Consider the following 23,732-nt stretch of genomic DNA (forward strand, 5'->3'; position numbering starts at 1 on the left):
TTTACTGTTAATACCCCCATCTTTTTTTTAATAGAGACTAAACTAGAAAAGAGAGTTAAGCTAGAGAACAGTTCATGACCACCGTTTCCCCTAAGCAGTCACCAACTGCAACCACCGACCACCTCTACGATGCAATTATCATTGGTTCAGGAATTGGAGGCTTAGTCACCGCCACCCAACTAGCGGCGAAAGGAGCAAATGTCCTTGTTTTAGAACGATACATTATTCCAGGAGGAAGTGCTGGTTATTTTGAACGTCAAGGCTATCGCTTTGATGTGGGGGCTTCCATGATTTTTGGCTTTGGTTCACAAGGCACAACGAACTTATTAACCCGCGCTTTAGAAGCAGTAGAAACCTCCCTTGAGACAATTCCTGATCCTGTTCAAATTCATTATCATCTTCCGAATAATTTAGAGGTTAAAGTCCATCGGGAGTACGAAAAATTTATTCAAGAACTGATTAATCAATTTCCCCATGAAGCAGAGGGCATTCGCAAATTTTATGATGAATGTTGGCAAGTTTTTAACTGTCTCAACTCCATGGAATTACTCTCTCTAGAAGAACCGAGATATTTAACGAGAGTATTCTTTCAACATCCCTTTGCTTGTCTGGGGTTAGTGAAATATTTACCGCAAAATGTTGGCGATATTGCCCGCCGTTATATTAGTGATCCTGCGTTACTAAAATTTATTGATATTGAATGTTATTGTTGGTCAGTTGTTCCCGCAGAAAAAACGCCGATGATTAATGCGGGAATGGTCTTTTCAGATCGACATTATGGGGGAATTAATTATCCAAAAGGAGGCGTGGGACAAATTGCCCAAAAGTTAGTCGAAGGCTTAGAGAAAAAAGGCAGTAAAATCGAATATAAAGCCAGAGTTAAAGAAATTATTATCGAAAATAATAAAGCGGTGGGAGTGCGTTTAGCTGATGGAAGAGAATATCGAGGAAAACGGATTATTTCTAATGCGACTCGGTGGGATACCTTTGAAAAACTCTTATCGGTTCAAAAGCCGAAAAAAGAACAGAAATGGCAACAACGTTATCAAAAATCTCCCAGTTTTCTAAGCCTTCATTTAGGAGTTAAGTCTGAAATTGTTCCTGAAAATAGCGATTGTCATCATATTCTTTTAGAAGAGTGGGAAAAAATGGAAGAACCAGAAGGGACAATTTTTCTCTCCATTCCCACTCTATTAGATCCTAGTTTAGCCCCAGAAGGTTGTCATATTTTCCATGCTTTTACACCCCATTGGATTGATGATTGGCAAGGATTATCACCGCAAGATTATGAACAGAAAAAAGAAGAAACAGCAGCGAAAGTGATTCAACGCCTAGAAAAAATCTTCCCGGGTTTAGAGGAAGGGTTAGACTATCAAGAAGTCGGAACCCCGCGCACTCATCGACGATTTTTAGGGCGTGATGATGGGACTTATGGGCCGATTCCCCAGAAAAAATTAATGGGATTATTAGCAATGCCTTTTAATCAAACGGCAATTTCAGGATTATATTGTGTGGGAGATAGTACGTTTCCCGGTCAAGGCTTAAATGCCGTTGCATTTTCTGGTTTTGCTTGCGCCCATCGCGTGGCGGTCGATCTAGGATTGTAACTGTAAGCTGATATATTTTTTCAGACTGGGAATGATTGTAAATCGTGTGATGTCATTATCAGTCAATTTTTCTAATAAGCAACGTCGATTTAAAGAATTTAGGGCTGCCATGAGATAAGATAAGTCTTTGTTTTCTGAAAAACTATTTTGAATCTCTTTTAAGGTTAAGCTTTCTGAGGCTAAATGTTCTATGACTTCTTTTTCTAAGGGAGATAAACGTTGTAGTTGTTGGGAGAAGTAATGAGACATGATTTCCCCCACAAATATGCTATTGTCTTGCAGTAAATCGTTAAAGTTTCCTGCAAATAAAGTTTGAACGGTGATCGCAAGTTCATTAATGGCGACAGGATGACCTGAGTAATGGTCTAAGAGTTGAGAAAAGATGGTATCATCTTGGCAATTCAATCCTTTTTCTGAGAGAAGTTGTTCAATGCCATCTCTGGTTAAGCCTTTGAGAGTAATCATGGGTGTAGTGGAAGTTCCCCCTGTTAAAGACATTAATTCGAGAGGGGTTTCTCGGCTGAGAAGTAAGAGACTGCTTTGATGGTGAGTTTGAGTGATTTGTTTTAAAAGTTCTCCATAGTTTTCATAGCCTGATTGGTAGTAGCCAGCGAAGTTTTGAGGCTGAAATAGGCTTTCAAAGTTATCGAGAATCACTAAACAGCGATCGCGCTGTAATTGTTGGATCAAATCTGCAATGACAGGCGGTGTATCTGATTCTTGCGATGATTGAAAACATCTCATTAAATCAGTGAGGAGACTCTCTAAAGTGGGAACAGAACGCAAGGAAAGGTTACGCCAAATTACATAATCATAGTTACTTGCAATTTGTTCCACTAAGCGAACGGTAAACACACTTTTTCCCATTCCCGCCATCCCTAAGACAGCCACTAAGGGGAATCTCTCTTGAATGAGAAACTCTTGGGCTTGGGTGAGTTCTGTCGCGCGATCGCAGAAGGTGCTTACAATTGGTACATCTCCCCATTGGAAGTGATTAGACTCGGTTGAGTCTGGATTTCCTTGGCGAATGTATTTCTCATACTCTTCTAGGAGAATTTTTTGTAGCTTGGCAAATTTACCTGGCCCTGATCCTTCAATGCGAAATTTCTTGTAAACTTCTCCGAGACGCTTTTGCAGGGCATTACGTTGGATCCCTAATTTCTGCGCGATCGCGCTTAAGTCTTCTCCTTCGAGGGTATCGAGTAGCACTTCTAACTCACTATCAGAGACCCCCACCCGTTTCGTAAACTTTTTCAAAAATTCTGGTGGAATAACCATAATGTAATGTTGGCGCTGCATTTTAATCTCACTTTATCATATTGTTTAGGAATAAAGTGAGAGTGAGAGGCGCGATATAGCCCGATCGCGCTCTTAGTCTTCTCCTTGTGAAGTTGGCAATGTAGCGCACTGGGTAACATCTGTTACTGTTAAAAAAAGGGTTGATCTTTTCCGCTAATAAATAAACATGGAAACAGTATTAAATCTAGACCCAATTGTCAATCTCACCCGAGAAAAGTTTTATCAACTGTGTTTGGCTAATCCTGATGTTTTGATGGAGCGATCGCCAAAAGGGGAATTAATTACCATGTCGCCAATCGGAGGAGAAGGAGGTCGTCAGGAAGCCAATTTAATCGCTCAACTCTGGGTTTGGAACGAAAAAAACCAGTTAGGTGTTGTATTTAGCTCTCAGACGATATTTAGCTTGCCAAATGGAGGCGATCGCGCTCCTGATGTAGCTTGGGTGGAAAAACAACGCTGGGAAAACTTAACTCAGGAAGCAAGAGAAGGATTTCCGCCCCTTTGCCCAGACTTCGTGATCGAGTTGAGATCCCGCAGCGATCGCTTGCAACCCCTTCGAGAAAAAATGCAAGAATACTTAGCTTCTGGGCTACAGTTAGGGTGGTTAATCAATCCGAAAGACGGACAAGTTGAAATTTATCGATCGCGATCAGAACAAGTGCAGGTGCAATCAATGCCCGCTATTCTTTTAGGAGAAGATATCTTGCCAGGGTTTGAACTATCTTTAGACCTGAATCAACTTTGAAATAATTTTCCTCAGTTGCAATCATTAATGGCTCTTCATTAATCTAACATTGTATGATTTCACCTTCCGAAGTTAGCAAGGTAGCGCCCTGAGCAACATCTGTTACTGGTGATCATGTGAAAATGCGTCGCTTGATTGAGACAGGTAAAGAGACTCTAACCATTCCTAAACATAAGCAGCTAGATACAGGAACTTGTCGAGCGATTCTCAAACAAGCAAGTCAATATATTTCGCTTTCAGAACTAGCTGAGTATTTTTATGAGTGAGGGGTTGCTCTCATTTTTAGGGTTGATAAGTGAGGTTAAAGTGAGATACTATAGCTCACATAAAAGCTAAAGGATCATTCAGTCATTTTCTGCTATGGTGGGAGTTACAGAAATGAGTTTCTTTTCTCACAAGACAATAGTAGATGGGCTGGGTATCTGATCCGCTCAAACTTTGGAGAAAAACCCATGAGTCAGAATTCTTCCCGCCGTCAGAAAGCAGCGAAATGGGCTGGAAAAGCGTCTTTATTCGTAGCGAATCAATATTTGAAACCAAAGCAACAACAAGGGAAAACCTCTCCAGAAACGGAAGAGAAACTCGCTCAAACAGCCTCGGAAACCCCTCAAGAAATCAAAGAAAAGCCCGATCAAAAATCTCGTCGTCGAAAAGTTGGGAAATGGGGAAAGCAAGCCTCTTTATTCGCAGCGAAAGAGTATCTTCGGCGGAATGATCAACAAGTATCTGAACAGAAAAAGCCCACACTTCTCGAAACCTTTTTAGAAATTATCAAAGTCAGCGTCTATGCAATCTGCGCGATCGCGCTGAGTATTTTATTATTAACCCTTCGCTTTGGCTATGGTGTCCGTTAAATTTTTCTAATCAATCTATCATCAACTGGGAGTAAAATCATGTCCTCTAAAACCGATCAATCCCTAAACTATCCCTTTCTATTACTGACTCATCTGGTTTGTGCTGATCGAGAGATTCACAATAAAGAATTAAACTACTTACAAATATTAGCAGGAAAGAAAGGAATTAATAATGAAACTCTGAGAGAGAAAGAGAAAATCCTGACTCAAGATGAGTCCTTATTATCAATGGAAACAGTTGCAGAAAAAATTTCTCCTCAACAACAAAGTGCAGTCATGAGAGATTTGCTTTTAATGGCATTTGCTGATGGTTATTTCTCCCCATTAGAACGCCAAATGCTCGAACAAGTAAGGGAAATATGGAATTGGTCATCAGAAAAACTAGAGAATTTTATCCAGAGTGCAAACGAGTTTCAAGAGGCTCAAGAAAACTATTTTACAACCTTACATCAGACAACTAAATTAGAAGGTCAGTTATGGAATGATCCAGACTATCAAAACGGAATTAAACAAAGCGCGATCGTCTCCCATGAAGATTATCCCTTTGCGAAAGAGGCGTTAGAAAAGACAGAAGCAAAACTAAAGGAATTAGAACAGAAACTTGACCAAACTCTAACAGATATTCAAAACCAAATTAATCAGAAAGCCAAAGCAGAAACGGCTAAAGAAGTGATTAATCTTTTGCATGAAACAATCCAACATCTCAAAGACGAAATCAAAACAAAATTGATTGCAGTTCAAGACTCTCTAGAAGCAAAAAAGAGTAACTTGGATTATTTTACGATCGCGTTCATGGGAAAAACCAAAGCTGGAAAAAGTACCCTGCATTCAATTTTAACCGAACAAGGATGGAGCGCGATCGGGGCTGGAAAACAACGCACCACTCGCCTCAACCGTGTTTATGAATGGAAAAACATCCGCATCATCGACACACCTGGAATTGGCGCACCAAATGGAAAAACTGACGAAGAAATCGCCCAAAGCATTATCAATAAAGCCGATTTAGTCGTTTTTGTGGTCACTAACGACAGTCAACAAGAAAGTGAGTTTCAGTTTCTCAAGCTATTAAAACAGAATGCAAAACCGCTTTGTATTTTGCTCAATGTATTTAAAAACTTGAGTAACTCACAGCGGGGAGAATATGAATTAAAATGCTTTCTAGAAAATCCTGAACGGCTATTTAATGATCAAGAAATGGAAGGACATATTAATCGCATTCGAGAGTATGCAGAAAAGTATTATGGAAATGATTATTTTGCTATTGTTCCTGTAATGCTATTAGCTGCACAGCTATCCTATCAAGACAAACATGAAAACCACAAAGAGCAACTTTGGCAAGCCAGTCAAATTGAGAAGTTTTTAGATCAAATTCGCTTATCCGTAGTGGAACAGGGAGCAATTCGCCGTTCTCAAAACTTGCTAGGAAGTACAGTGAAAGTCATTGAAGAAGCTGATACTTGGGCGAAAGAACAAGCAACTCCTTATCACACTTTAGCAGAGGAAATTCAACATAAGCAGGAAAAATTAGAGCAGGATATTGACAAAGCAATCAAAGAAACAGAGAAAGCCTTAGAAATAGAGATGAAGGCTTTATTTCAGGAAATTAGAGATGCGATCCCTCAGTTTGCAGAAGAACATTGGAATGAGTCAGAATCTAAGCAAAAATTAGCATGGGAAAAACTCTTAAAAGAGATCAAGTTGGAAGAAAGACTAAAAAATAGTGCTGAAGAAAAGTGGAATAACTTTATTAATAAAGTTAAGCAATTACTGGAAGAACTAGGAAAAGATTTACAGTTTACAGCAGAGTTCGGAGGAATACCAGGTTTTGATTTTGCTAACCAAAAGAGATTTGGCTTCAAAGATTTTTTTCGTTTTTTAGGTGGCATTTTTGGAGTAGCAGGCGCTTTTGCTTTTTTATTTGCAGGTGGTTTTATTCTAGGAATAGTTATGACAGTTACTGGAATAGTTATGGGTTTGGTTGCGAATTTATTTAAGTCTAAAGCTGAGATTAAAAAAGAAGCTGTTGAGAAGATAAGTAAGTCATTACTACAGCAAATTAATCAATGTGAAAAAGAAGTTACGAATCAAATAACAGCAGAATTTCGGAACAACTGTAACCAAGTGAAGACAGAAGTTAAAACCTATTTTCATCAACTTGTAGCTGGTTTAGAAACGATTTCTCAGCAACTTACAACCAGTCAATCTAACTTAGACCAACAAGTTAATTCTCTCAACTGCGCTTATGGAAAACGGATTATTGACTGGAGTCAAAAACACTATGAAACTCTCACTCAAGATGCAATTAATCGTGAAGTGGCTAGTGTCACGCGAGACATTGGTAAAAGCATTACCATTGAAGCTAAAAAAAATGTTTCCATCACTCGCACTCAAGAAGAACTTGACTTAATCTTACAAGAGAAAGTAGTGATTCAGTTCAGAGAAATTAGCTGGAATTATTTAGTACACCCAAAAAAGTTACCACGATCAGAGGAGAAAATTATGAATACTCATCATCACTATGATTCTGAATTTGAAGTTAACGAAATTAGCCAACGCTTTCAAACTCATTTAAACCAATTTGAAAAATTTCTATCTTCTCAGGAAGACGAACAACTGAAAGCTATCCATGAAAAGTTACGTCAAGACTTGGATAACTATTATCAAAATGGGATTCTTACCATCACGCTGATTGGACAGTATAGTGCAGGAAAATCAACGATTATTTCTGCTTTAACAGGAAGACGAGACATTTACATTGACGCAGATATCGCCACCGATACCACGACATTGTATGACTGGAATGGAATTAAAATAGTTGACACTCCTGGACTTTATACTGATCGAAAAGATCATGATCAAATTACTTATGAGGCAATTGAAAAAGCTGATTTGCTAGTTTTCTGTTTAACCAGTAAGCTGTTCGATAATATCACCGCCGATAACTTCAAAAAACTCGCCTATGATCAAGAGTATGCTAGTAAAATGATGTTAGTGATTAATAAAATGTCTCAGGCTTCAGGAGAAGAAGAGGAGTTAATTGCTAACTATAAAGAGAGTCTTGCTAAAGCACTAGAACCTTATTCCTTAGAATCTTTTCCACTGTCTTTCATTGATGCAAAAGACTACTGTGAAGGAATTGATGAAGAAGATAATTTATTAATTGAATTAAGTAGTTTTTCTGAGTTTATTCAACAACTGAATCAGTTTATAGAAGAGAAGCAAATTACTGCTCGTTTGGATACGCCAGTTCGGATCATTTTATCTAAAATCAGTGATGCTGAGTTAGCTATACAAAGGGATGATACCGAAGATTCTGCTTATTTAGAATTGGTCGATCGCTGTGCAAAAAGAGTTGAGGAAGAAAGAAAACGTTTTTGGATAGAAGTTAAAAAAATTGCGCTTGAACTCTACTCAAAAGTACAGAAAGAAGCAACTCCCCTAGTTGAAGGATTGGGTAAAATTGAAGATGAAAAAGAATGGGAAAAAATAGATGAAAAAGTAGAAAAAAATATAGATAAACATTGTGAATATGCTCAGGAAAAACTAAAAGAAGCGATAATTAAAGCACAAGAATCTCTATTTAATACTTTAAAAGAAGTTTTAGAGGGAGATTTAGGACAAGGCTTTCAGAAAAATTATCAACGTCAGCAACAACAATATGCTGGTGAAACATATAATTATTATTATAATAAAACCTCAGAGCGGTGGCAGAAAAATAGTAACTTTGAAAATTTCGGTAAGAAAATAGAAAAATTAAATTTTTTCAGCGATTTTGTTGCTAATGGTTTATTGAAAGTAGCCCACAGAGATACAGTTTATCAAGCTGGTAAATTTCTTGGCATCAAGTTTAAGCCCTTTGGCGCATTCAAAGCTGCTGACAAGATTGCAGGTGCGGCGAAAGTGATTAAATTTGCTGGGCCTGCTTTGGCTGCTGGTGCATTACTGCTTGATGTTAAAAACAGTAAGGATGAAGAGAAACAAAGTGAAAAATTATCTCAAGCTCGTAAAGAGATTAATAGTCAATTTACTGAATTAGCTCAACAATTACAAACCCAACTTGAAAGTATTGGGCGAGAAGTAGAAACACAACTGTATGATGAAGCAGTAACAAAAATTGAAGAGATGCGAGAAGCCCACAATGCAACAATTACTGAAAACCAAGAACAAGTACAGGAATTAACAACCTTGCGCCAAGAACTTAAAGGGATTCTTTCTGAAATTCGCCAAGCTCTATAGCCCTGTAGGTTGGGTTATCAGTCAAGCAAACCCAACCTAAGTCAGTTTTGGCTGGTTTGGCTTTCTCGAAATTATCACCGCTAATGGCGATGGGTTGCCAGATAGCTTTGGCAAATTGGACAATGAACCTGCCGTTGGCTTTGCTTGCGCCCATAGTGTGGCAGTTAATTCATCACCAAGGCAAGTTTCCCTGTCATACCACCTGCTTCGATCATTTTATGGGCTTCTTTTGCTTTTTCTAGGGGAAAGGTTTGATGAAGATGAATCGTTAATCCCCCTTGATCAATGAGGCGAGAACATTGTTCTAAAATCTGAGTTTGGGCAATTTGAGCTTCTAAATTATCGGTTAATTGCGGGGTTAACATTAACTCTAAACCAATTCGGAGATTGCGCGATCGCGCTTGCTTCCAATTTGTACTGTCACTTGGGTTTAAAATTGTGACCAAATCCCCATATACTTGCACGGCAGGAAAAGTTTCTTCGAGAGTGTCTCCGCCAACGGTATCAAAAGCTAACTCTACGCCTTCTCCCTCTGTCCAATCATTGACTGCTTCCACAAAATTAGTTTCTTGATAATTAATGGGATGCGCTCCTAAATCCTTAACAAATTGCGCCTTTTCAGGGGTGCTAATTGTTGTACAAACTTCTGCCCCTTTTAATTTTGCCAGTTGAATTGCTACATGACCAACCCCTCCTGCACCTGCATGCACCAATACCCGTCTTCCTGCTTCTAATCGTCCGCGATCATATAGGGCTTCCCAAGCAGTAATCAAGACTAATGGGGCTGCTGCTGCTTCAGCAAAAGAGAGAGATTGGGGTTTTTTCGCCACAAACCGTTCATCCACCACTGCGTATTGTGCATAATTCCCAGTTCCTTTTTTACCCAGTCCGCCGTGACAGAAATAAACCTCATCCCCGACTTGAAACCGACTCACCTCACTTCCGACTTGTTCTACTACACCTGCTCCATCACAGCCTAAAATAGCAGGGAGTTGTTCTGGGTAGAAAGTGCCTCCGCGACGTAGTTTGGTATCCACAGGATTAATTCCCGCTGCCTGAAGACGAATTAAAATATGTTGTGAGGTTTGAATTTTGGGGCTAATGACATCTTGAGGTTGCAACACATTGGGACTGCCATTAGTTGTCATCGCGATCGCGCGCATATATAAGTCTCCTGATCAAACAAACTCCAAGGTAACATTTTATCTTTTTCGCAATATGTTGAATTCTCCAGACTATCTTCTTTTTGCCCAACATGGTTGGGCGGATACTTCGGTTACTATGCGAACTTTAGCCAATCGGTTAAGGTTAGAAAATACCGTGGTGATTACCCCCAATTTGGGGTTTTATCGCACTTGGTGGCGCATGCGACCTCTGATTGCTCAAGTTAGCGCGATCGCGCAATATTATCTTAATCACTTTCCTCATACACCCATTAGAATTATTGGACATTCCATGGGAGGCTTAATTTGGTTAGAAATTTTAAAAAATCATCCCGAATGGTGGCAAAGAGTAGAGAGTCTTGTGTTAATTGCCTGTCCTATCAAAGGTGCTGAATTAGCTAGAATCATTGACCCCTTAGGGTTAGGAATTGGGGTGGCAAAAGCATTAGCTAAAAATCGTCAATCTTTAGCAGAAAATATTGCCAAAATAATTCCCACTCTAAGCATTAGCAGTAACTATTTCTTGAGAACAGATGGGACAATTTCTGTGAATTCCACCCAATTTAATTATGCTCAATGCATCTGCATACCTGGAGTTTCTCATGCTGATTTACGAATTTCTCCAAAAGTGATTTATAGCATTCGTGATTTTTGGGGAATTAAACAAAAAATCAGCTAATACCATACTTTTAACGATCCCCCCTCTGAAAGAGCTTACAATCCAGTCAAATCAAGGGATTAAACTCGAAAGGGGCAAAATGGCTGCAATCCCTGTTTGTACTGGGTCGTTCCTTAAAGATCAACTTGAGCCTCTTCTGCCTAAAGGCGAGAAGATTCCCTTGTAGACTCTTATCTAGATTTAACTCTTAGAGTTAAATCCCCGACAGACCGCCGTTACAGGGCTGTTTGGTCACGGTCGCTCCAACCGCAGACACTTACATCTTAACACAGAACGCCATAAATGGCGGGGTTTTGAACCCGTGATTTTACGATAACAGAAACTACAAATGGGATTACATAGGATCAAGGAACGTTGTGTCTGCTGAAGTGATTAGAAATCTAGGTCTAACCCAGAGCGCGGGTTTCCCGCACATCAGCAAGCGCACCTTGGAAAATGCTTGTGGAGACAAGGGGCTGTAGGCGGAATTTAGTTCCGCCCTTTATAAGTTCCGTCGGTCTCACGGGGGTTAGCTTACGGGCTAATCTAGTTAAGAGTCTGAAGCAAGAATCTTCCACTAAGCTGAGGCGATAGTAGGAGAGGTTCAAGCTACCAGTCTAATTAAGGGAAGTTCTAAGAATTCTTGCAAAGTAAACTCAATAAGCAATATATTGTTAAACTTAGTAAAGAATCTGAAAACTTAACTTTAATCAATCAATATTTATCATGGGTCGAGTCGGGGTTTTACTTCTCAATTTAGGCGGACCAGACGAGCTAGAAGATGTTCGTCCCTTTTTATATAATTTGTTTTCTGACCCAGAAATTATCCGCTTGCCGATTCCTTGGTTACAGAAGCCATTGGCATGGTTTATTTCCACAGCGCGATCGCGCAAATCTCAAGAAAACTATAAAGAAATTGGTGGCGGTTCTCCTCTGCGTCGGATTACAGAACAACAAGCAGAAGCTCTTAAAACTAAGCTAGAAGCCGAAGGACACCAAGCGCAGGTATATGTGGGAATGCGCTACTGGCATCCGTTTACCGAAGAAGCAGTGGTGCGGATTAAACGAGATAAACCTCAAAAATTGGTGATTCTACCACTTTATCCTCAATTTTCCATTAGTACCAGTGGCTCTAGCTTCCGAGTCTTAGAACGGATTTGGCACGAAGACCCGGTATTACAAAAAATTCCCTACACAGTCATTCCCTCTTGGTATGATGAGCCTGCTTACTTACAAGCAATGGCAAATTTAATTGCCACGGAACTAGATAAATTTGAAAATCCAGATCAAGTGCATATCTTTTTCAGTGCCCATGGTGTTCCCCTCAGTTATGTTGAAGAAGCAGGGGATCCTTACCAATACGAAATTGAAGAATGCACCCGTTTAATCATGGAAACCTTAAACCGTCCTAATGATCATACTCTTGCCTATCAAAGTCGGGTTGGCCCAGTGGAATGGCTGAAACCCTATACAGAAGAAGCGATTGTAGAATTAGGAGAGAAAGGAATTAAACAGTTACTGGTGATTCCTATTAGTTTTGTCTCTGAACATATTGAAACCCTACAAGAAATTGATATTGAGTATCGAGAATTGGCGTATGAATCTGGCATTGAAAACTTCCAACGAGTTCCAGCCCTCAATACTGATTCTACCTTTATTCAAGCACTCACTAACTGTGTGGAAAACGCTCTAAATTCTCCTGATCGCGGTTTTTCTGAAGTAACTCCCCTGAAGAAAAACTTAAAAATGTACCCGCAAGAACGTTGGGAATGGGGAATGACAACTACCGCCGAAGTTTGGAATGGTCGTCTTGCCATGTTAGGCTTTATCGCGTTAATCATTGAACTGATTAGTGGATCTGGCCCCTTGCACTTTGTCGGATTACTTTAAGGTAATGTCAGCAGTAACGCCTCTTAAAATTGGCTCAGTAGAAGTGAATAGTCGTGTTTTGCAGTCTCCCTTATCGGGGGTAACTGATCAGGTATTTCGTCGCTTAGTGCGCCGTTATGCCCCTGAATCCATGCTCTACACAGAAATGGTCAGTGCTAAGGAAATTCATCATTTACGCGAGTTACCGCAAGTGATGAATATTGCCCCGAATGAAAATCCAATTAGTATTCAATTATTTGATTGTCGCCCCGATTTTATGGGAGAAGCCGCAGAAAAAGCCGTTGCCGAGGGAGCGCAAACGGTTGATATTAATATGGGATGCCCTGTTAATAAAATTACTAAAAAGGGCGGTGGTTCATCACTATTACGACAACCCGAAGTCGCAGAAGCGATTGTTAAAGCAGTAGTAAACGCGGTCAATGTTCCTGTATCGGTTAAAACTCGCATCGGCTGGAATGAACAGGAAATTAATATTTTAGACTTTGCCCAACGGTTAGAAGATGCAGGGGCGCAGATGTTAACCTTACATGGTCGTACGCGATCGCAGGGCTATAATGGGAAAGCACAATGGCATTGGATTAAAAAAGTTAAAGATCATTTATCTATTCCCGTAATAGCCAACGGCGATATTTTTTCCGTGGATGATGCCATACGTTGCTTAGAAGAAACGGGCGCTGATGGGGTGATGTGTTCTCGGGGAACATTAGGCTATCCTTTTTTAGTGGGAGAAATTGATTATTTCCTCAAAACGGGAAAAAAACGTCCTGAACCAACAGCACAAGAGCTTTTAACTTGTGCCAAAGAGCATTTACAAGGATTATGGGAGTATCGCGGCGATCGTGGCATTTATCAATCCCGAAAACACCTAGCCTGGTACGCTAAAGGATTCCCTAGTGCATCACAATTAAGAGATCAACTCTCGCAAATCAAAACTTTAGAAGAAGGACTTTCTCTTTTAGATCATACTATTAACTGTTTACCCGAAAACAGTTACAATTAAGCGGTACTTTATGACGAAGAATAATATCATCAATCATGGCTGAACGTCGAATTATTCTGGGAATTGTTGGTGATAGCGCTGCTGGAAAAACCACCTTAACCAAAGGAATTGCCCAAATTTTAGGGGAAGAAAACGTTACCGTTATTTGCACTGATGATTATCACCGCTATGATCGCGAACAACGGAAAGAAGTGGGTTTAAGTGCGCTTCATCCAGACTGTAACTATCTCGATATCATGCAGCAACATATTGCTTTGTTGCGAGGAGGACAGCCGATTCTCAAGCCCATTTATAATCATGACACAGGGAAATTTGATCCTCCTGAGTATATTCAACCGAAAAAGTTTGTCATTCTAGAAGGGTTATTAGGCTACTATACCCAAGCCTGTCGTGATGCTTTTGATGTGAAAGTTTATCTTGCGCCTCCAGAATCTTTGCGCGCCACTTGGAAAGTTAAACGAGATACTCGCAAACGGAGTTATACTGAGGAACAAGTATTAGAAGCCTTGAAAAAGCGAGAACCCGATTCTGAAGCCTATATTCGTCCACAACGAGAATGGGCGGATGTCATCGTGAGTTTCTATCCTCCCAAAGAACACGCCGAGGAGAGTAATGGCAATCTCAATGTCAGCCTGGTTTTACGCCCTACAATTCCGCACCCAGATTTAGTTCGCTTATTTGAAAATAAACCCGAAAATGGGTCAGTGCGCTTAGAATTAGAACGAGATATGGGCAAGCCTGTTGATGTTTTAGAAATTAAGGGGAGTGCCACTAAAGAAGAAGTAATTGATATGGAAAAAGTTCTCTGTTCAGAAGTTCCCTATTTAGCTGATTTCTGCAAAATTGATAGTGAAGTTCAAATTGGGAAAGTCATTGGAACCACAGGAGAAACCATCCAAAGTTATCCCCTTGCTTTAACTCAATTACTAGTTACCTATCATATGTTGAAAGCATCGTATAATTATCAAGTAAAGTGACACCATTAAGAGTTTTTGTTTACGGGACACTCAAGCCAGGAGAAGCTAACTTTAAACGCTACTGTGAGGGGAAAGTGAGTGACATTACCCCTGCTTATACCTATGGTCATCTCTACGCCTTAAAAGTGGGTTATCCGGGGATGACTCGGGGGGATACTCAGGTAAAAGGGGCTTTACTCACCCTTGCTGATGACACGGTTTTAAGCGCGATCGATGATCTCGAAGATTATGATCCCAATCGCCCTCCAAGCGAAAATATGTATCAACGGGAATGGATTACTGTCTATTCTCTAACAGATGAACCTCTAGGCGAGGCGTGGGGATATCGGATGGACTTTCAGCGCATCCAACAATTAGGGGGAATGTTTTTACCTTCAGGAAATTGGGGAAGGCAAGTCTAACCTTAATTAATGGAATTTAATTCTTGGGGCTTCCCCCAAATCACAGTTTCGTGATCGTACAAGGCCATTCCAGGTTTTGCTCCTTTTGGTTTATAAACATACTTCGGTTTGGTATAAATAATTGGAACTTGTTGACTTTCTCGAGCGCGACTATAATAAGCAGCAATATTGGCAGCACACTGTAAATCTTTTTCTTCTGGAATCGCCCCTGCAGGAAGTCTTAATAATACATGACTACCTGGAATCTCTTGAGAGTGAAACCAGAGATCATAATCCGTGGCAACTCGAAAAGTTAAGTTATCATTTTGGCGGTTATTGCGTCCTACTAGCACCTCATAACCACTAGGAGTATAGTAATTAATCGGCTGGGCTTGTTCATTGAGAGTTCGTTCTCGTTGGCGGAGAATGTAACCCTGTTCAATGAGTTCTTCTTGAATTTCTTTTAAGGTTTGTAGATCGCCCCAATGCTGATAATCTGTTAACTGTTTGAGACTGGCTTCTACCTGTTGAAGATAATTAATTTCTTTATCTGTTGCAGTTAATAACGGTTCAACTGCCTGACGAGCACGTTTTAGTTTTTGATGCTGTTTATAGTAACTTTGAGCGTTTTGAATGGCATTTTTTTCAGGGTTAAGAGGAATAGTAATTAACTCCCCTGTTTCAAAATCAGGTAACTGCATTGAAGATAGTCCAGGTTCCCATTGGTAAGAGTAAGCCATTAATAAGTCCCCCTGCTGACGATAAATTTCTGCCTGATCTGACTGTTGAAGACGTTGTTGGAAAGTTTCTTTTTTTTGCTGTTGTTTTTTGATTAAATTACTAACTTTTTGTAAAAGCTGGTGAGAAAGTTGTTTAAATGCCTGTTGATTCAGTTGCTCTTGATAATATTCCTTTAATAGGGTTTGGGTTGATGCTACGGGTTTAATCATCCCCCAACCTAGGACGGTAAAGGCGTTTTCTGTCCAGCCTGGTTGGAAGTTTTCAGTTTCTAGAATTTCTAGCCATTCTTGCCACACTTGAAATAGGGTTGTCCAATTGTTAGGAGTAAGAGAGTCAGTGGTTTGTTGAGGATCTAACCCTGCTCTTTCAATCATTGCTGTAACTAAATTTGGCCCCAAACCACGATAGGTTTTTAAGAGTTGTCGTTTCAGTTGATCAGGAATTAGGCTTACTCGTTCTTGCCAACTAGCTTGGGATTCTTCCCGACTAGGGATATCTCCTGTTAGTGCTGGGGGTGGTTCATAAAGTTGTCCAGTTTGAACAGGGCGTAAACTGGATTTTTCTGGGCTAACCTGGTGGGCTGCTGTAATAATTTCTTGGTTAGCATTGGTGAGGATTATATTACTGTATTTCCCCATAATTTCCCCATAAAGATGCCATAAAGGGGGGTCATCAGGTCGGGCGGCAAATTGGAAGTCAATCACCCGTTCCCAAGGAGAAATTAGTGGCATAGCAATCAGGGCTAATCCTTGGAGTTGGTGACGGAGTTGATCACTAAAGGTAAAGGTATCAGGAGTACGGGGAGGAGGATCTTCAATGCACACGCGAGCGGCTTGAGGATGCCAAGAAAGGGTTAACCAGTCTCGTCCTTTTAATGTACGCAAGGCTAAGGCAATAGTAGCGCGATCGCGCTGATAAACTTGTTCGAGACGAGCGGGAAGCCAACCTGCGCGTAGTTCAGCGCAAATGGCTCTAAGGGTGGTTAAATCAACAGGCTGCATAGGTCTTTTGGCAATTCCAACAATGCTTTTCTAGTTTAATCCAGACGCGAGCAAAAAAATTTCTGGCATCGGTACACACTTTTCCCTGCTCATTCGTTTTTTATATAGAACGAGGATAGGAGAGACGTTGATGGATAGCCTGCAAGCCGTTAATCTACTTAATATCTTATTAAAGCAAAATAATCTCCCCTTACTGAGCAAAAGAGAAGAGACTATTTTTTGCGATGCTTGGAATCAGTTGCCCTATCACCAAACTGCTCAGAAACTTAATAACAGTTGCCAATATACCCGTTATTTAGCGTGGGAGCTATGGAAACGTCTTTCTCCTCTCTTTTCTGAGCCTGTAGGGAAGTTTAATATTCATAAAACCCTTACTCAGTGCGAATTAGCCAACTATACTCCTCGTCGAAAAAGTAATCAGAGTTTAAACTTACCCCATTACTACCAACCCTTTCCTCAAGAAGAAACCATTACCCAAGAAATTATTCGAGAACAACTACAAATAGTTGGTATCTTGGGAATGATTGGTACAGGGAAATCGAGTTTAGCTAAAGCGATTACTAGGAAAATAGAGCCTAATTTTGAAATAATTATTTGGCATTCTTTTGAAGTAAAAAATTCTTCTTGTAAAGAGTGGATGAAGAAAATTATTGCTTTTATAACTAAGAAAAAAATGCAGTCTAATGTAACTATTGATGAGCAAATCGATATTTTTTTAGATTTATTGGCTAAAAAACGTTTTTTACTGGTATTTGATGACTTAGATAATCTGTTTATTTCTCAATCGTTTCCAGGTAAATTTTATAATCAATATCGTTCCTATGAAAAATTGATTAAACGGATCGTAACTCAACCACATCAGAGCTGTGTTATTTTCACTTCTCGACATTATCCACAATTTTTTTATAAAGAGCTACAAAATTTTTCTCAATTTAAAACCTGTTTCCTGAATGGCTTATCTGCAAATCAAGTCGATAATTTCTTAAAAGCATGGGGACTTCCCAGAAGAAATTACCTATTAGAACAATTTCAATTGGAATATGATCGCAACCCTTGGGCATTAGAAAAAGCTTGTTTTTACATTCATAAGCATTATAATGGAAATTTACGTCACTTTTTATGTGATCAGCATTTAATTTTTCCTGAAATTCTGAATGATTTAAGCCATGAGTTTAAGCGTTTAAATCCATTAGAAAAGAAAATTATGTACTTACTACGAGATCAAATACAACCTTCTTCAAAAATGAATCTATTCGCTAAAAATTTGAAAGCCTCTAAAGCTGAAATTAATCTTGCCTTAAAATCATTACAAGCGCGATCGCTGATCAAACTGGATACAGGATTTATTTTTCTGTCTCCTCTATTACAACAATATCTAAGAAATCGTAAGAGTCGGCAAACTGGTAAAATTAAAAAGTCAGCCCTTTCCGCTTAAAGTTATGCTAATTCCAATCACACGGGAAAAATTTGAGCAACTTATTCCTTTAACGGGGACAGCTGCCCAATATCGCTACTATGCTGGCAGTTGGCCAGATTTTCTTCGTAAATTACTGATTTCTTTTCTAGGAGTGGTGGTAATTTGGTTACTGGGAGAGATTACTAATAGTGGAGGAGCAACAGTTTCTCTCTTTGCCTTCATCGCTGGCTTATACTGGCTATGGTCACCAGTGTATTGGGCAACTCGACGCAATAGCAGTTATCGTCGTTTTCCTTATGCTGGGTTTTGGCGTGGAAATGTTTTAGAAGCATTTGTCAGTGAAGAATTGCTAGGAACGGAAGAAACAGTTAATGAATATGGGGAATTAGTCATTGTCGAAAACCGAGAACGACGGATTAACCTACAAGTCGGGGACAAAAATGGCTTTGAAATCCAAATTCAAGCCCCACTGCTTCGTCTCCATCGCAATATTAAACCAGGTCAAGTAGTGGAGTTACTCGCGTTATCAAAAGACCCCGATTTAGAACGGATTAGTAAAGTGACAGATGCTTATATTCCCCAGTTAGATATTTGGGTTAGCAATTATCCTGTCTTGAGACGGGATATTTTTGTAGAAGTGAGTGAAGAATTAAGTGGCAGACGCAGAAAACGAACCAAGGCAAGTTCTTCTCGTCGTTATTCTCGACTCTGATAGCCGGTAAGGTTGGAGAATCACCCATTCCTTGTGCCACCTCATGGGGGAATAACTACTCTAACAAGCGGATGGGGCTAACTAACCTGAGAAGTATTAACCTAGCTAATCACTTGAATCTCAGTGTATTCAAAACCATTATTACTTCTTTGTACCAGTGGATAAGATGCACCATTAATATTTAACCAGTCCTCCTCACAATCGGCTTTTGGAGAATAATAAACCAAAACATACTGTTTACCAATAAAATCATTCATTTCCGCTTCCACTTCACCACGCCATTGGGTTTTTGTTGCTAAAACTACTAACTGATTGGCAATTTGTGGTAATGCTTTTGCTACTTGTCGCCGATAGACTTCATCTAAACTTCCAAATGGAGAATCCATCACCATCGGAAACGTGCTACTATCAGGAGCAATTAAAGTATTATTGGCACTCCACTTACGCACTTGATCAATAATGCCGCCAATTAAAGATAGACTCAAAATTTGATTTTCTCCAGTTGAAGCGGCTACTAGTTGTTCTGTTTCTGTTGTAGTTTCCACCAGACTTAATTCATAATTATGATCGAGCTTTGGTAAATAAGGCGTAAACGAGATGTTACTAAAAATTTCCTGAACTTTTTGTTCTAGAGTTAACCGAAATCGTTTTTCTACATCAGCTTTTAGATTTTGAATGCAAGAAATGGCTTTTTCTGTTGTCTCTCTTCTCCGTTGGGCTAGTTTTTGTTTTTCTTCTTTACTTTCTTCCTGATTTAACTTACGAGAAAGTTTATCTAATTTTTCAGTATTTTGTGTCAATTGAATTTCATTACGTCCTTTTTCTAGAAATAAGTTTTCTAATTCGTTTTCTGTTTCATCAACAGCTTGCTGTAACTCTTTAATTTCTTGATCAGGATACTCTCTTAACTGTTGTTTTACTTTCTCTAAATCGCTTTCTAAATGATTTAATTTTTGTCTTAATTCGGTAATTTCTTCTTGACTTTCATCTACTCTTTCCCAAAACTTACTCGCCTGTTTATCAATTTCCTGAATGTGAGTTTCTAAACGAATTAATGCCTCTTCTACTTCTGCACCACTATCTTCTTCCATCCAATTTTTAAGATTAGCATAGGAATCACTTCCCGCAATCAATTCTGCTCCACAAATACAACGCTGCTGATTTAATAAATTTTCTACAAATGGCTTTTTAATCCGACTGGGAAGTTCTCCCCCCTGAGGTAATCCTTCAAATAGATGAGAACAGCTTTCTGCAATATCAGTCATTAAAACTGTATAGCCCTGACTAGAAATTGTTTTTTTAATCTTTTGATTCAAGCGAACTAGTTGTTCTCTCGTTGCTTTTACCTCAGTTTCGAGGCTATTTTTCCTTGTTTGGAGATTTTCAGAACCTCTTAACTGAATTAACTGATCTCCTAATTCTTTTTTTATTGCTTGCTTTTGCTCAATTTCTTCATTAATTTCAATTTGACGTTGTTGTAAGGTTTCTATTTCATTTTCTAATGTCTGTTTTTCTTTCAAAAACTTTCGAGTTTCAATATTACCAATTTGGCGTAATTCTTCTTCTAGAGTACGACGAGCATTTTTCAAGTGTTCTACTGATCGTTCAAACACTTTAATTCCCAATAATTCCTTTGTCGCTTCAGTTAACCCTGTTTGTTTTTGATAACGAATAATATGATCAATGCGTTCCCCATCAAAGAAAAAATACTGATGTAAACTTGCTGGTAAAATTCGTCCAATAATTTCCTCAGGAGGTTCTATGGGATGTTTCCAAGCCCCATCATCCCCGGAAAAAAGCATAAATAACTTACTTTCTCCATTTTCAAAGCTGCTATTATCTTGATTTTTAGTAGCATAACAACTCCGTTTTAACTGATAAGACTTATAATCATGATCAAACTTTAATTCCACATGATATTCTATAGACTTTCCAGGTATTGCTTCTTGAATAGCTCGTTTATTAACTAATTGCTCTGAGTTAGCAAATGCGGCGGTAAACTCTTCATAAAGTACCCAAGTAAACGCATTTAATAAGGTTGTTTTCCCTGCTCCATTATTACCATGAATAATTGTTATATTGCGCTCACTCCCTGCTAACTGAATTTCTGGGGTAGCTCCATAAAACTGGCGAAAGTTACAGAGCTTAATAGATTTGAGCCTCATTGCACCACATCTTTAATAATTTTCAAAATTTCCTCATTGATATGACGAGGAGCTTTTTGATAGAGCTTCTTTTTCTCTAGTTGTAACACCTTTGTGACAATTTCTTGGACTTCTGGAGAAAATTGTTTCAAATTGGTTTTTAAATAGTTGTCATTAGTCATTAGTCATTCGTTTACAAAGGACAAAACAATCAAGAATGTCCCTCATGAGTTTGAAGGCTCTTTTTTAGTTTTGGAAAATTACTTAAAGTTGATTTAGCTCATTTTAACAGACATTTGTTGATTGACGACAATTTATGATCGGAGTAAAGCGTGGAAAATTCAAAAGTAAGGATGAGAGAAACAAAGATGAAGCTGGGAAGACAACGGGATTGGGTGTGGCGCGGTTGGCAAATTCGTTATACCTATTTACGAGGGAAAGGAGAAGGAAAGCCACCTATAGTATTAATTCATGGATTTGGAGCCGCGATCGCGCATTGGCGGCATAACCTTCCCATTCTCAAAGAAAATCATACCGTTTATGCCTTAGATTTACTAGGATTTGGGGCTTCTCGCAAGGCTTTTACAGATTATTCCATTGAACTTTGGGCAGAACAAGTTTATCAGTTTTGGCGCACAGTAATTGGTGTCCCGACAATTTTTATGGGAAACTCCTTGGGATCATTGGTAAGTTTAACGGCGGTGGCGCGACATCCTGAAATGGGAAAAAAGCTAATTCTAATTAACTTACCAGATGTATCAGCGCGTTCGGAAATGCTATCTCCCCCTATTCAAAAAGTAGTGAGTGGGGTTGAGTCTTTTTTTGCAGCCCCTTGGCTACTGCGAGGGTTATTTTCTATCTTAAAATCTCCGAAAGTGATTCGGCGTTGGGCAAAACTGGCTTATCCACAAGTGTCAGCACTAGATGAGGAGTTAGTCACCATTTTAAGCACACCTCCTCGGGATCAATTTGCAGCGGATGCCTTTGTAGCGTTAGCAAGATCAGCGCTGAGTCGTAATTTTTCTCCTTCAGTCAAGGCGTTATTAAGTAACTTAGAGTTACCCATTTTACTGTTATGGGGAGAACAGGATAAATTTATTCCACCAAGTTTAGCGCGATCGTTTGTGGGGATCAATCCCAATTTAGAGTTAATCATGTTACCCAATCTCGGTCACTGTCCTCATGATGAAGCACCAGAGCAATTTCATGAAGTAATTTTACCGTGGTTAGCCAACAAGCAAGGGTGATGAGGTGATGAGGTGATGGGGAGATAGGGTGATGGGGAGATAGGGTGATGGGGAGATGGGGAGATGGGGAGATAGGGTAATGGGGAGAGGGGGAGATAGGGAGAGGGGGAGATGGGGATTTCTTATGTGTAGCAGAAATTAACCAATAACCAATAACAAAACAGACTAAGCAACACTATAGTTGTTAATCATAATTCTTCCTTCGATAAAAATGGCTTCTTCTGTGATCTTAATTTCCTGAATCTGAACTTGTGAACCGAGATCAAATTCAACAGGAGTCAGTTCTTCTTGATTTAAGGCTAATCCTTGCACAGTGATGGGAGAAATTAATAAATGTTGAGGGCTAATTAAATCAACAGTTGCTTGAATAAAAACTGGGTTTTTGGGAGACTGTGGCGGTTTCCCTTCGAGAAGCAATTGATTGTTTTGTAGGGTTATTTTTTCCCATTGTAGCGAAGAAAAAGAGTTGCTTTTTAAGAGTGAGAAGAGAAAATCTTGTAACCCTGACTGAAGTAAAGAAGACCTCAAAGAATCATTAAGATGGGTTTCAGTGATGCGAACTTGACCAGAAATAGGAAGGGGATGTAACAGCTGTAAAGAGTGACCTTTTAAAATTTGAGTGATATTAACTTGTAGTTGTTCTGCAATTAAAGAAATTTGGTCAAAATGGAGTCCCTGATAAATGGCAAATTCACTTTTTAAGTAAATTTTCGGAATAATTCCTTGCAATAATTGTTGATCACTGCTGGTAATTTTTAGTTGTAATTGCGTAATTGAATCTAGTTGTGATTTGATCCAAAGCTGTAAAGCTGGAGTCAAAATTTTGCTTAGAAAATGACTTTTCAATTTCATTATTAAAGAATCGTTAACAAATTTCGATTAAAATATAGGGTGAGGAAGTAAGATTGCTTATGGAACGGGTACAAAAAATTCTCTCACAATGTGGGGTCGCTTCACGTCGCCAGGCTGAAACTATGATTATTGCAGGACGCGTAGAAGTGAATGGGAGAAAGGCTCAATTAGGAGATAAAATTGACTTAGAGCGCGATCGCGTTACCGTTGATCATAAACTCCTCACTGTTCAACACCGTCCCAAAAACTTATATATTTTAATCAATAAGCCTCGCGGTGTTGTTTGTACCTGTGATGATCCCCAAAATCGTCGCACTGTCCTTGATCTACTTCCCTCGGGAGTAAAAAAAGGACAAGGGTTACATCCAGTGGGGCGACTTGATATTAATTCGACTGGTGCACTCCTCTTAACTAATGATGGAGACTTAACTCTTAAACTCACTCATCCTCGTTATCATTTACCTAAAACCTACAAGGTATGGGTTAAAAATAGTCCCTCAGAATCGGTTTTAGAAAAATGGCGTAACGGGGTGATCCTTGATCATAAAAAAACCTTACCTGCCCAAATCAAGGTTTTAAAGCGCCAGCGTCAACGAACTTTACTAGAAGTGATCCTCATTGAGGGACGGAATCGCCAAATTCGGCGCATTGCCGAGCAATTAGGCTACCCGGTACTAGCTCTTCATCGGAGCGCGATCGGTGCAATTAAACTTAATAGTGAGGATCAATCTTTAAAGGAAACTGGGAATTATCGTTATTTAAACCCTAAAGAAATACATTATCTTAAACACGAAGGTTTAACCCCTTGA

Annotated in this window: 20 protein-coding genes; 14 read left to right on the forward strand and 6 right to left on the reverse strand. The window is 39.3% G+C overall.

Annotated elements, in window-relative coordinates; translation table 11 throughout:
* Positions 1-74 precede the first annotated feature (74 nt).
* Entirely contained in the window at positions 75-1,607 is a 1,533-nt protein-coding gene (crtH, locus tag FRE64_RS07135; protein ID WP_146295328.1) for a carotenoid isomerase, read from the forward strand.
* Here crtH and FRE64_RS07140 read toward each other — a convergent pair.
* A complete protein-coding gene (locus FRE64_RS07140; protein ID WP_146295329.1) occupies positions 1,596-2,906 on the reverse strand; it encodes a helix-turn-helix transcriptional regulator in 1,311 nt (436 codons plus the stop codon). The genes crtH and FRE64_RS07140 overlap by 12 nt on opposite strands.
* A gap of 166 nt (positions 2,907-3,072) precedes the next feature.
* On the opposite strand from FRE64_RS07140, the gene FRE64_RS07145 reads away from it, so the two are divergent.
* From FRE64_RS07145 to FRE64_RS07160, 4 genes are all read left to right on the forward strand, one after another.
* Positions 3,073-3,651, forward strand: coding sequence for a Uma2 family endonuclease (locus FRE64_RS07145; protein ID WP_146295330.1), 579 nt, complete (start codon positions 3,073-3,075; stop codon positions 3,649-3,651).
* A 122-nt stretch (positions 3,652-3,773) separates the two neighbouring features.
* Positions 3,774-3,917 carry a type II toxin-antitoxin system HicA family toxin gene (locus tag FRE64_RS07150; protein ID WP_146295331.1) on the forward strand — a complete coding sequence of 48 codons (144 nt, stop codon included), beginning with the start codon at positions 3,774-3,776 and terminating at the stop codon, positions 3,915-3,917.
* A 186-nt stretch (positions 3,918-4,103) separates the two neighbouring features.
* Entirely contained in the window at positions 4,104-4,505 is a 402-nt protein-coding gene (locus FRE64_RS07155; protein ID WP_146295332.1) for a hypothetical protein, read from the forward strand.
* Between the two features lie 39 nt (positions 4,506-4,544).
* Positions 4,545-8,741, forward strand: a complete 4,197-nt coding sequence (locus tag FRE64_RS07160; protein ID WP_146295333.1) for a GTPase — start codon at positions 4,545-4,547, stop codon at positions 8,739-8,741.
* Positions 8,742-8,905: 164 nt separating this feature from the next.
* Here the strand turns inward: FRE64_RS07160 and FRE64_RS07165 are convergent, their stop codons facing one another.
* Complete coding sequence (locus tag FRE64_RS07165) at positions 8,906-9,904, reverse strand: zinc-dependent alcohol dehydrogenase family protein (protein ID WP_146295334.1); 999 nt, start codon at positions 9,902-9,904, stop codon at positions 8,906-8,908.
* Between FRE64_RS07165 and FRE64_RS07170 the strand changes: the two genes are divergently transcribed.
* The 5 genes from FRE64_RS07170 to FRE64_RS07190 all read left to right on the forward strand — a co-directional run bounded on the left by FRE64_RS07170 (position 9,867) and on the right by FRE64_RS07190 (position 14,830).
* Positions 9,867-10,583, forward strand: a complete 717-nt coding sequence (locus FRE64_RS07170) for an alpha/beta fold hydrolase (protein ID WP_246140408.1) — start codon at positions 9,867-9,869, stop codon at positions 10,581-10,583. The two genes, FRE64_RS07165 and FRE64_RS07170, sit on opposite strands and share 38 nt — an antisense overlap.
* A 705-nt stretch (positions 10,584-11,288) precedes the next feature.
* Positions 11,289-12,452 (forward strand): ferrochelatase, encoded by a 1,164-nt coding sequence (gene hemH / locus FRE64_RS07175; protein ID WP_146295335.1) that lies wholly within the window; start codon positions 11,289-11,291, stop codon positions 12,450-12,452.
* A gap of 4 nt (positions 12,453-12,456) precedes the next feature.
* Positions 12,457-13,452, forward strand: a complete 996-nt coding sequence (dusB, locus tag FRE64_RS07180) for a tRNA dihydrouridine synthase DusB (RefSeq protein ID WP_146295336.1) — start codon at positions 12,457-12,459, stop codon at positions 13,450-13,452.
* Between the two features lie 35 nt (positions 13,453-13,487).
* Positions 13,488-14,429: a phosphoribulokinase gene (locus tag FRE64_RS07185; RefSeq protein ID WP_146295337.1), complete on the forward strand. Its 942-nt coding sequence runs from the start codon at positions 13,488-13,490 to the stop codon at positions 14,427-14,429.
* Positions 14,426-14,830: a gamma-glutamylcyclotransferase family protein gene (locus FRE64_RS07190; protein WP_146295338.1), complete on the forward strand. Its 405-nt coding sequence runs from the start codon at positions 14,426-14,428 to the stop codon at positions 14,828-14,830. The genes FRE64_RS07185 and FRE64_RS07190 overlap by 4 nt, the downstream gene beginning before the upstream one ends.
* Positions 14,831-14,832: 2 nt before the next feature.
* Here FRE64_RS07190 and FRE64_RS07195 read toward each other — a convergent pair whose 3' ends face one another.
* Entirely contained in the window at positions 14,833-16,551 is a 1,719-nt protein-coding gene (locus FRE64_RS07195; protein ID WP_146295339.1) for an Rqc2 family fibronectin-binding protein, read from the reverse strand.
* Between the two features lie 130 nt (positions 16,552-16,681).
* Between FRE64_RS07195 and FRE64_RS07200 the strand changes: the two genes are divergently transcribed.
* Together FRE64_RS07200 and FRE64_RS07205 are read left to right on the forward strand one after the other, a co-directional pair.
* Positions 16,682-17,986: an NB-ARC domain-containing protein gene (locus tag FRE64_RS07200; protein WP_146295340.1), complete on the forward strand. Its 1,305-nt coding sequence runs from the start codon at positions 16,682-16,684 to the stop codon at positions 17,984-17,986.
* Between the two features lie 4 nt (positions 17,987-17,990).
* Entirely contained in the window at positions 17,991-18,680 is a 690-nt protein-coding gene (locus tag FRE64_RS07205) for a phosphate ABC transporter permease (RefSeq protein ID WP_146295341.1), read from the forward strand.
* A 101-nt stretch (positions 18,681-18,781) separates the two neighbouring features.
* Here FRE64_RS07205 and FRE64_RS07210 read toward each other — a convergent pair whose 3' ends face one another.
* Positions 18,782-20,845: an AAA family ATPase gene (locus FRE64_RS07210; RefSeq protein WP_146295342.1), complete on the reverse strand. Its 2,064-nt coding sequence runs from the start codon at positions 20,843-20,845 to the stop codon at positions 18,782-18,784.
* Positions 20,842-21,006, reverse strand: a complete 165-nt coding sequence (locus FRE64_RS17425; RefSeq protein ID WP_186709006.1) for a hypothetical protein — start codon at positions 21,004-21,006, stop codon at positions 20,842-20,844. The genes FRE64_RS07210 and FRE64_RS17425 overlap by 4 nt, the downstream gene beginning before the upstream one ends.
* A 171-nt stretch (positions 21,007-21,177) precedes the next feature.
* On the opposite strand from FRE64_RS17425, the gene FRE64_RS07215 reads away from it, so the two are divergent.
* Positions 21,178-22,071, forward strand: a complete 894-nt coding sequence (locus tag FRE64_RS07215) for an alpha/beta fold hydrolase (RefSeq protein ID WP_146295343.1) — start codon at positions 21,178-21,180, stop codon at positions 22,069-22,071.
* A gap of 165 nt (positions 22,072-22,236) precedes the next feature.
* On the opposite strand, the gene FRE64_RS07220 is transcribed toward FRE64_RS07215, so the two are convergent.
* On the reverse strand, positions 22,237-22,923 hold the full coding sequence (locus tag FRE64_RS07220; protein WP_146295344.1) for an LmeA family phospholipid-binding protein: 687 nt from the start codon (positions 22,921-22,923) through the stop codon (positions 22,237-22,239).
* 59 nt (positions 22,924-22,982) lie between these two features.
* On the opposite strand from FRE64_RS07220, the gene FRE64_RS07225 reads away from it, so the two are divergent.
* Complete coding sequence (locus FRE64_RS07225) at positions 22,983-23,732, forward strand: pseudouridine synthase (RefSeq protein ID WP_146295345.1); 750 nt, start codon at positions 22,983-22,985, stop codon at positions 23,730-23,732.

It is taken from the genome of Euhalothece natronophila Z-M001 (assembly GCF_007904085.1).
GTDB classification, from domain to species: domain Bacteria; phylum Cyanobacteriota; class Cyanobacteriia; order Cyanobacteriales; family Rubidibacteraceae; genus Halothece; species Halothece natronophila.

Bases quoted from the DNA above. Each gene is read 5' to 3' on its own strand.
- FRE64_RS07195 (WP_146295339.1), bottom strand. From the start codon at position 16,551: ATGCAGCCTGTTGATTTAACCACCCTTAGAGCCATTTGCGCTGAACTA.
- FRE64_RS07145 (WP_146295330.1), top strand. From the start codon at position 3,073: ATGGAAACAGTATTAAATCTAGACCCAATTGTCAATCTCACCCGAGAA.
- FRE64_RS07210 (WP_146295342.1), bottom strand. From the start codon at position 20,845: ATGAGGCTCAAATCTATTAAGCTCTGTAACTTTCGCCAGTTTTATGGA.
- crtH (WP_146295328.1), top strand. From the start codon at position 75: ATGACCACCGTTTCCCCTAAGCAGTCACCAACTGCAACCACCGACCAC.
- FRE64_RS07220 (WP_146295344.1), bottom strand. From the start codon at position 22,923: ATGAAATTGAAAAGTCATTTTCTAAGCAAAATTTTGACTCCAGCTTTA.
- FRE64_RS07225 (WP_146295345.1), top strand. From the start codon at position 22,983: ATGGAACGGGTACAAAAAATTCTCTCACAATGTGGGGTCGCTTCACGT.
- FRE64_RS07215 (WP_146295343.1), top strand. From the start codon at position 21,178: ATGAGAGAAACAAAGATGAAGCTGGGAAGACAACGGGATTGGGTGTGG.
- FRE64_RS17425 (WP_186709006.1), bottom strand. From the start codon at position 21,006: ATGACTAATGACAACTATTTAAAAACCAATTTGAAACAATTTTCTCCA.
- FRE64_RS07160 (WP_146295333.1), top strand. From the start codon at position 4,545: ATGTCCTCTAAAACCGATCAATCCCTAAACTATCCCTTTCTATTACTG.
- hemH (WP_146295335.1), top strand. From the start codon at position 11,289: ATGGGTCGAGTCGGGGTTTTACTTCTCAATTTAGGCGGACCAGACGAG.
- dusB (WP_146295336.1), top strand. From the start codon at position 12,457: ATGTCAGCAGTAACGCCTCTTAAAATTGGCTCAGTAGAAGTGAATAGT.
- FRE64_RS07200 (WP_146295340.1), top strand. From the start codon at position 16,682: ATGGATAGCCTGCAAGCCGTTAATCTACTTAATATCTTATTAAAGCAA.
- FRE64_RS07150 (WP_146295331.1), top strand. From the start codon at position 3,774: ATGCGTCGCTTGATTGAGACAGGTAAAGAGACTCTAACCATTCCTAAA.
- FRE64_RS07140 (WP_146295329.1), bottom strand. From the start codon at position 2,906: ATGCAGCGCCAACATTACATTATGGTTATTCCACCAGAATTTTTGAAA.
- FRE64_RS07185 (WP_146295337.1), top strand. From the start codon at position 13,488: ATGGCTGAACGTCGAATTATTCTGGGAATTGTTGGTGATAGCGCTGCT.
- FRE64_RS07205 (WP_146295341.1), top strand. From the start codon at position 17,991: ATGCTAATTCCAATCACACGGGAAAAATTTGAGCAACTTATTCCTTTA.
- FRE64_RS07155 (WP_146295332.1), top strand. From the start codon at position 4,104: ATGAGTCAGAATTCTTCCCGCCGTCAGAAAGCAGCGAAATGGGCTGGA.
- FRE64_RS07165 (WP_146295334.1), bottom strand. From the start codon at position 9,904: ATGCGCGCGATCGCGATGACAACTAATGGCAGTCCCAATGTGTTGCAA.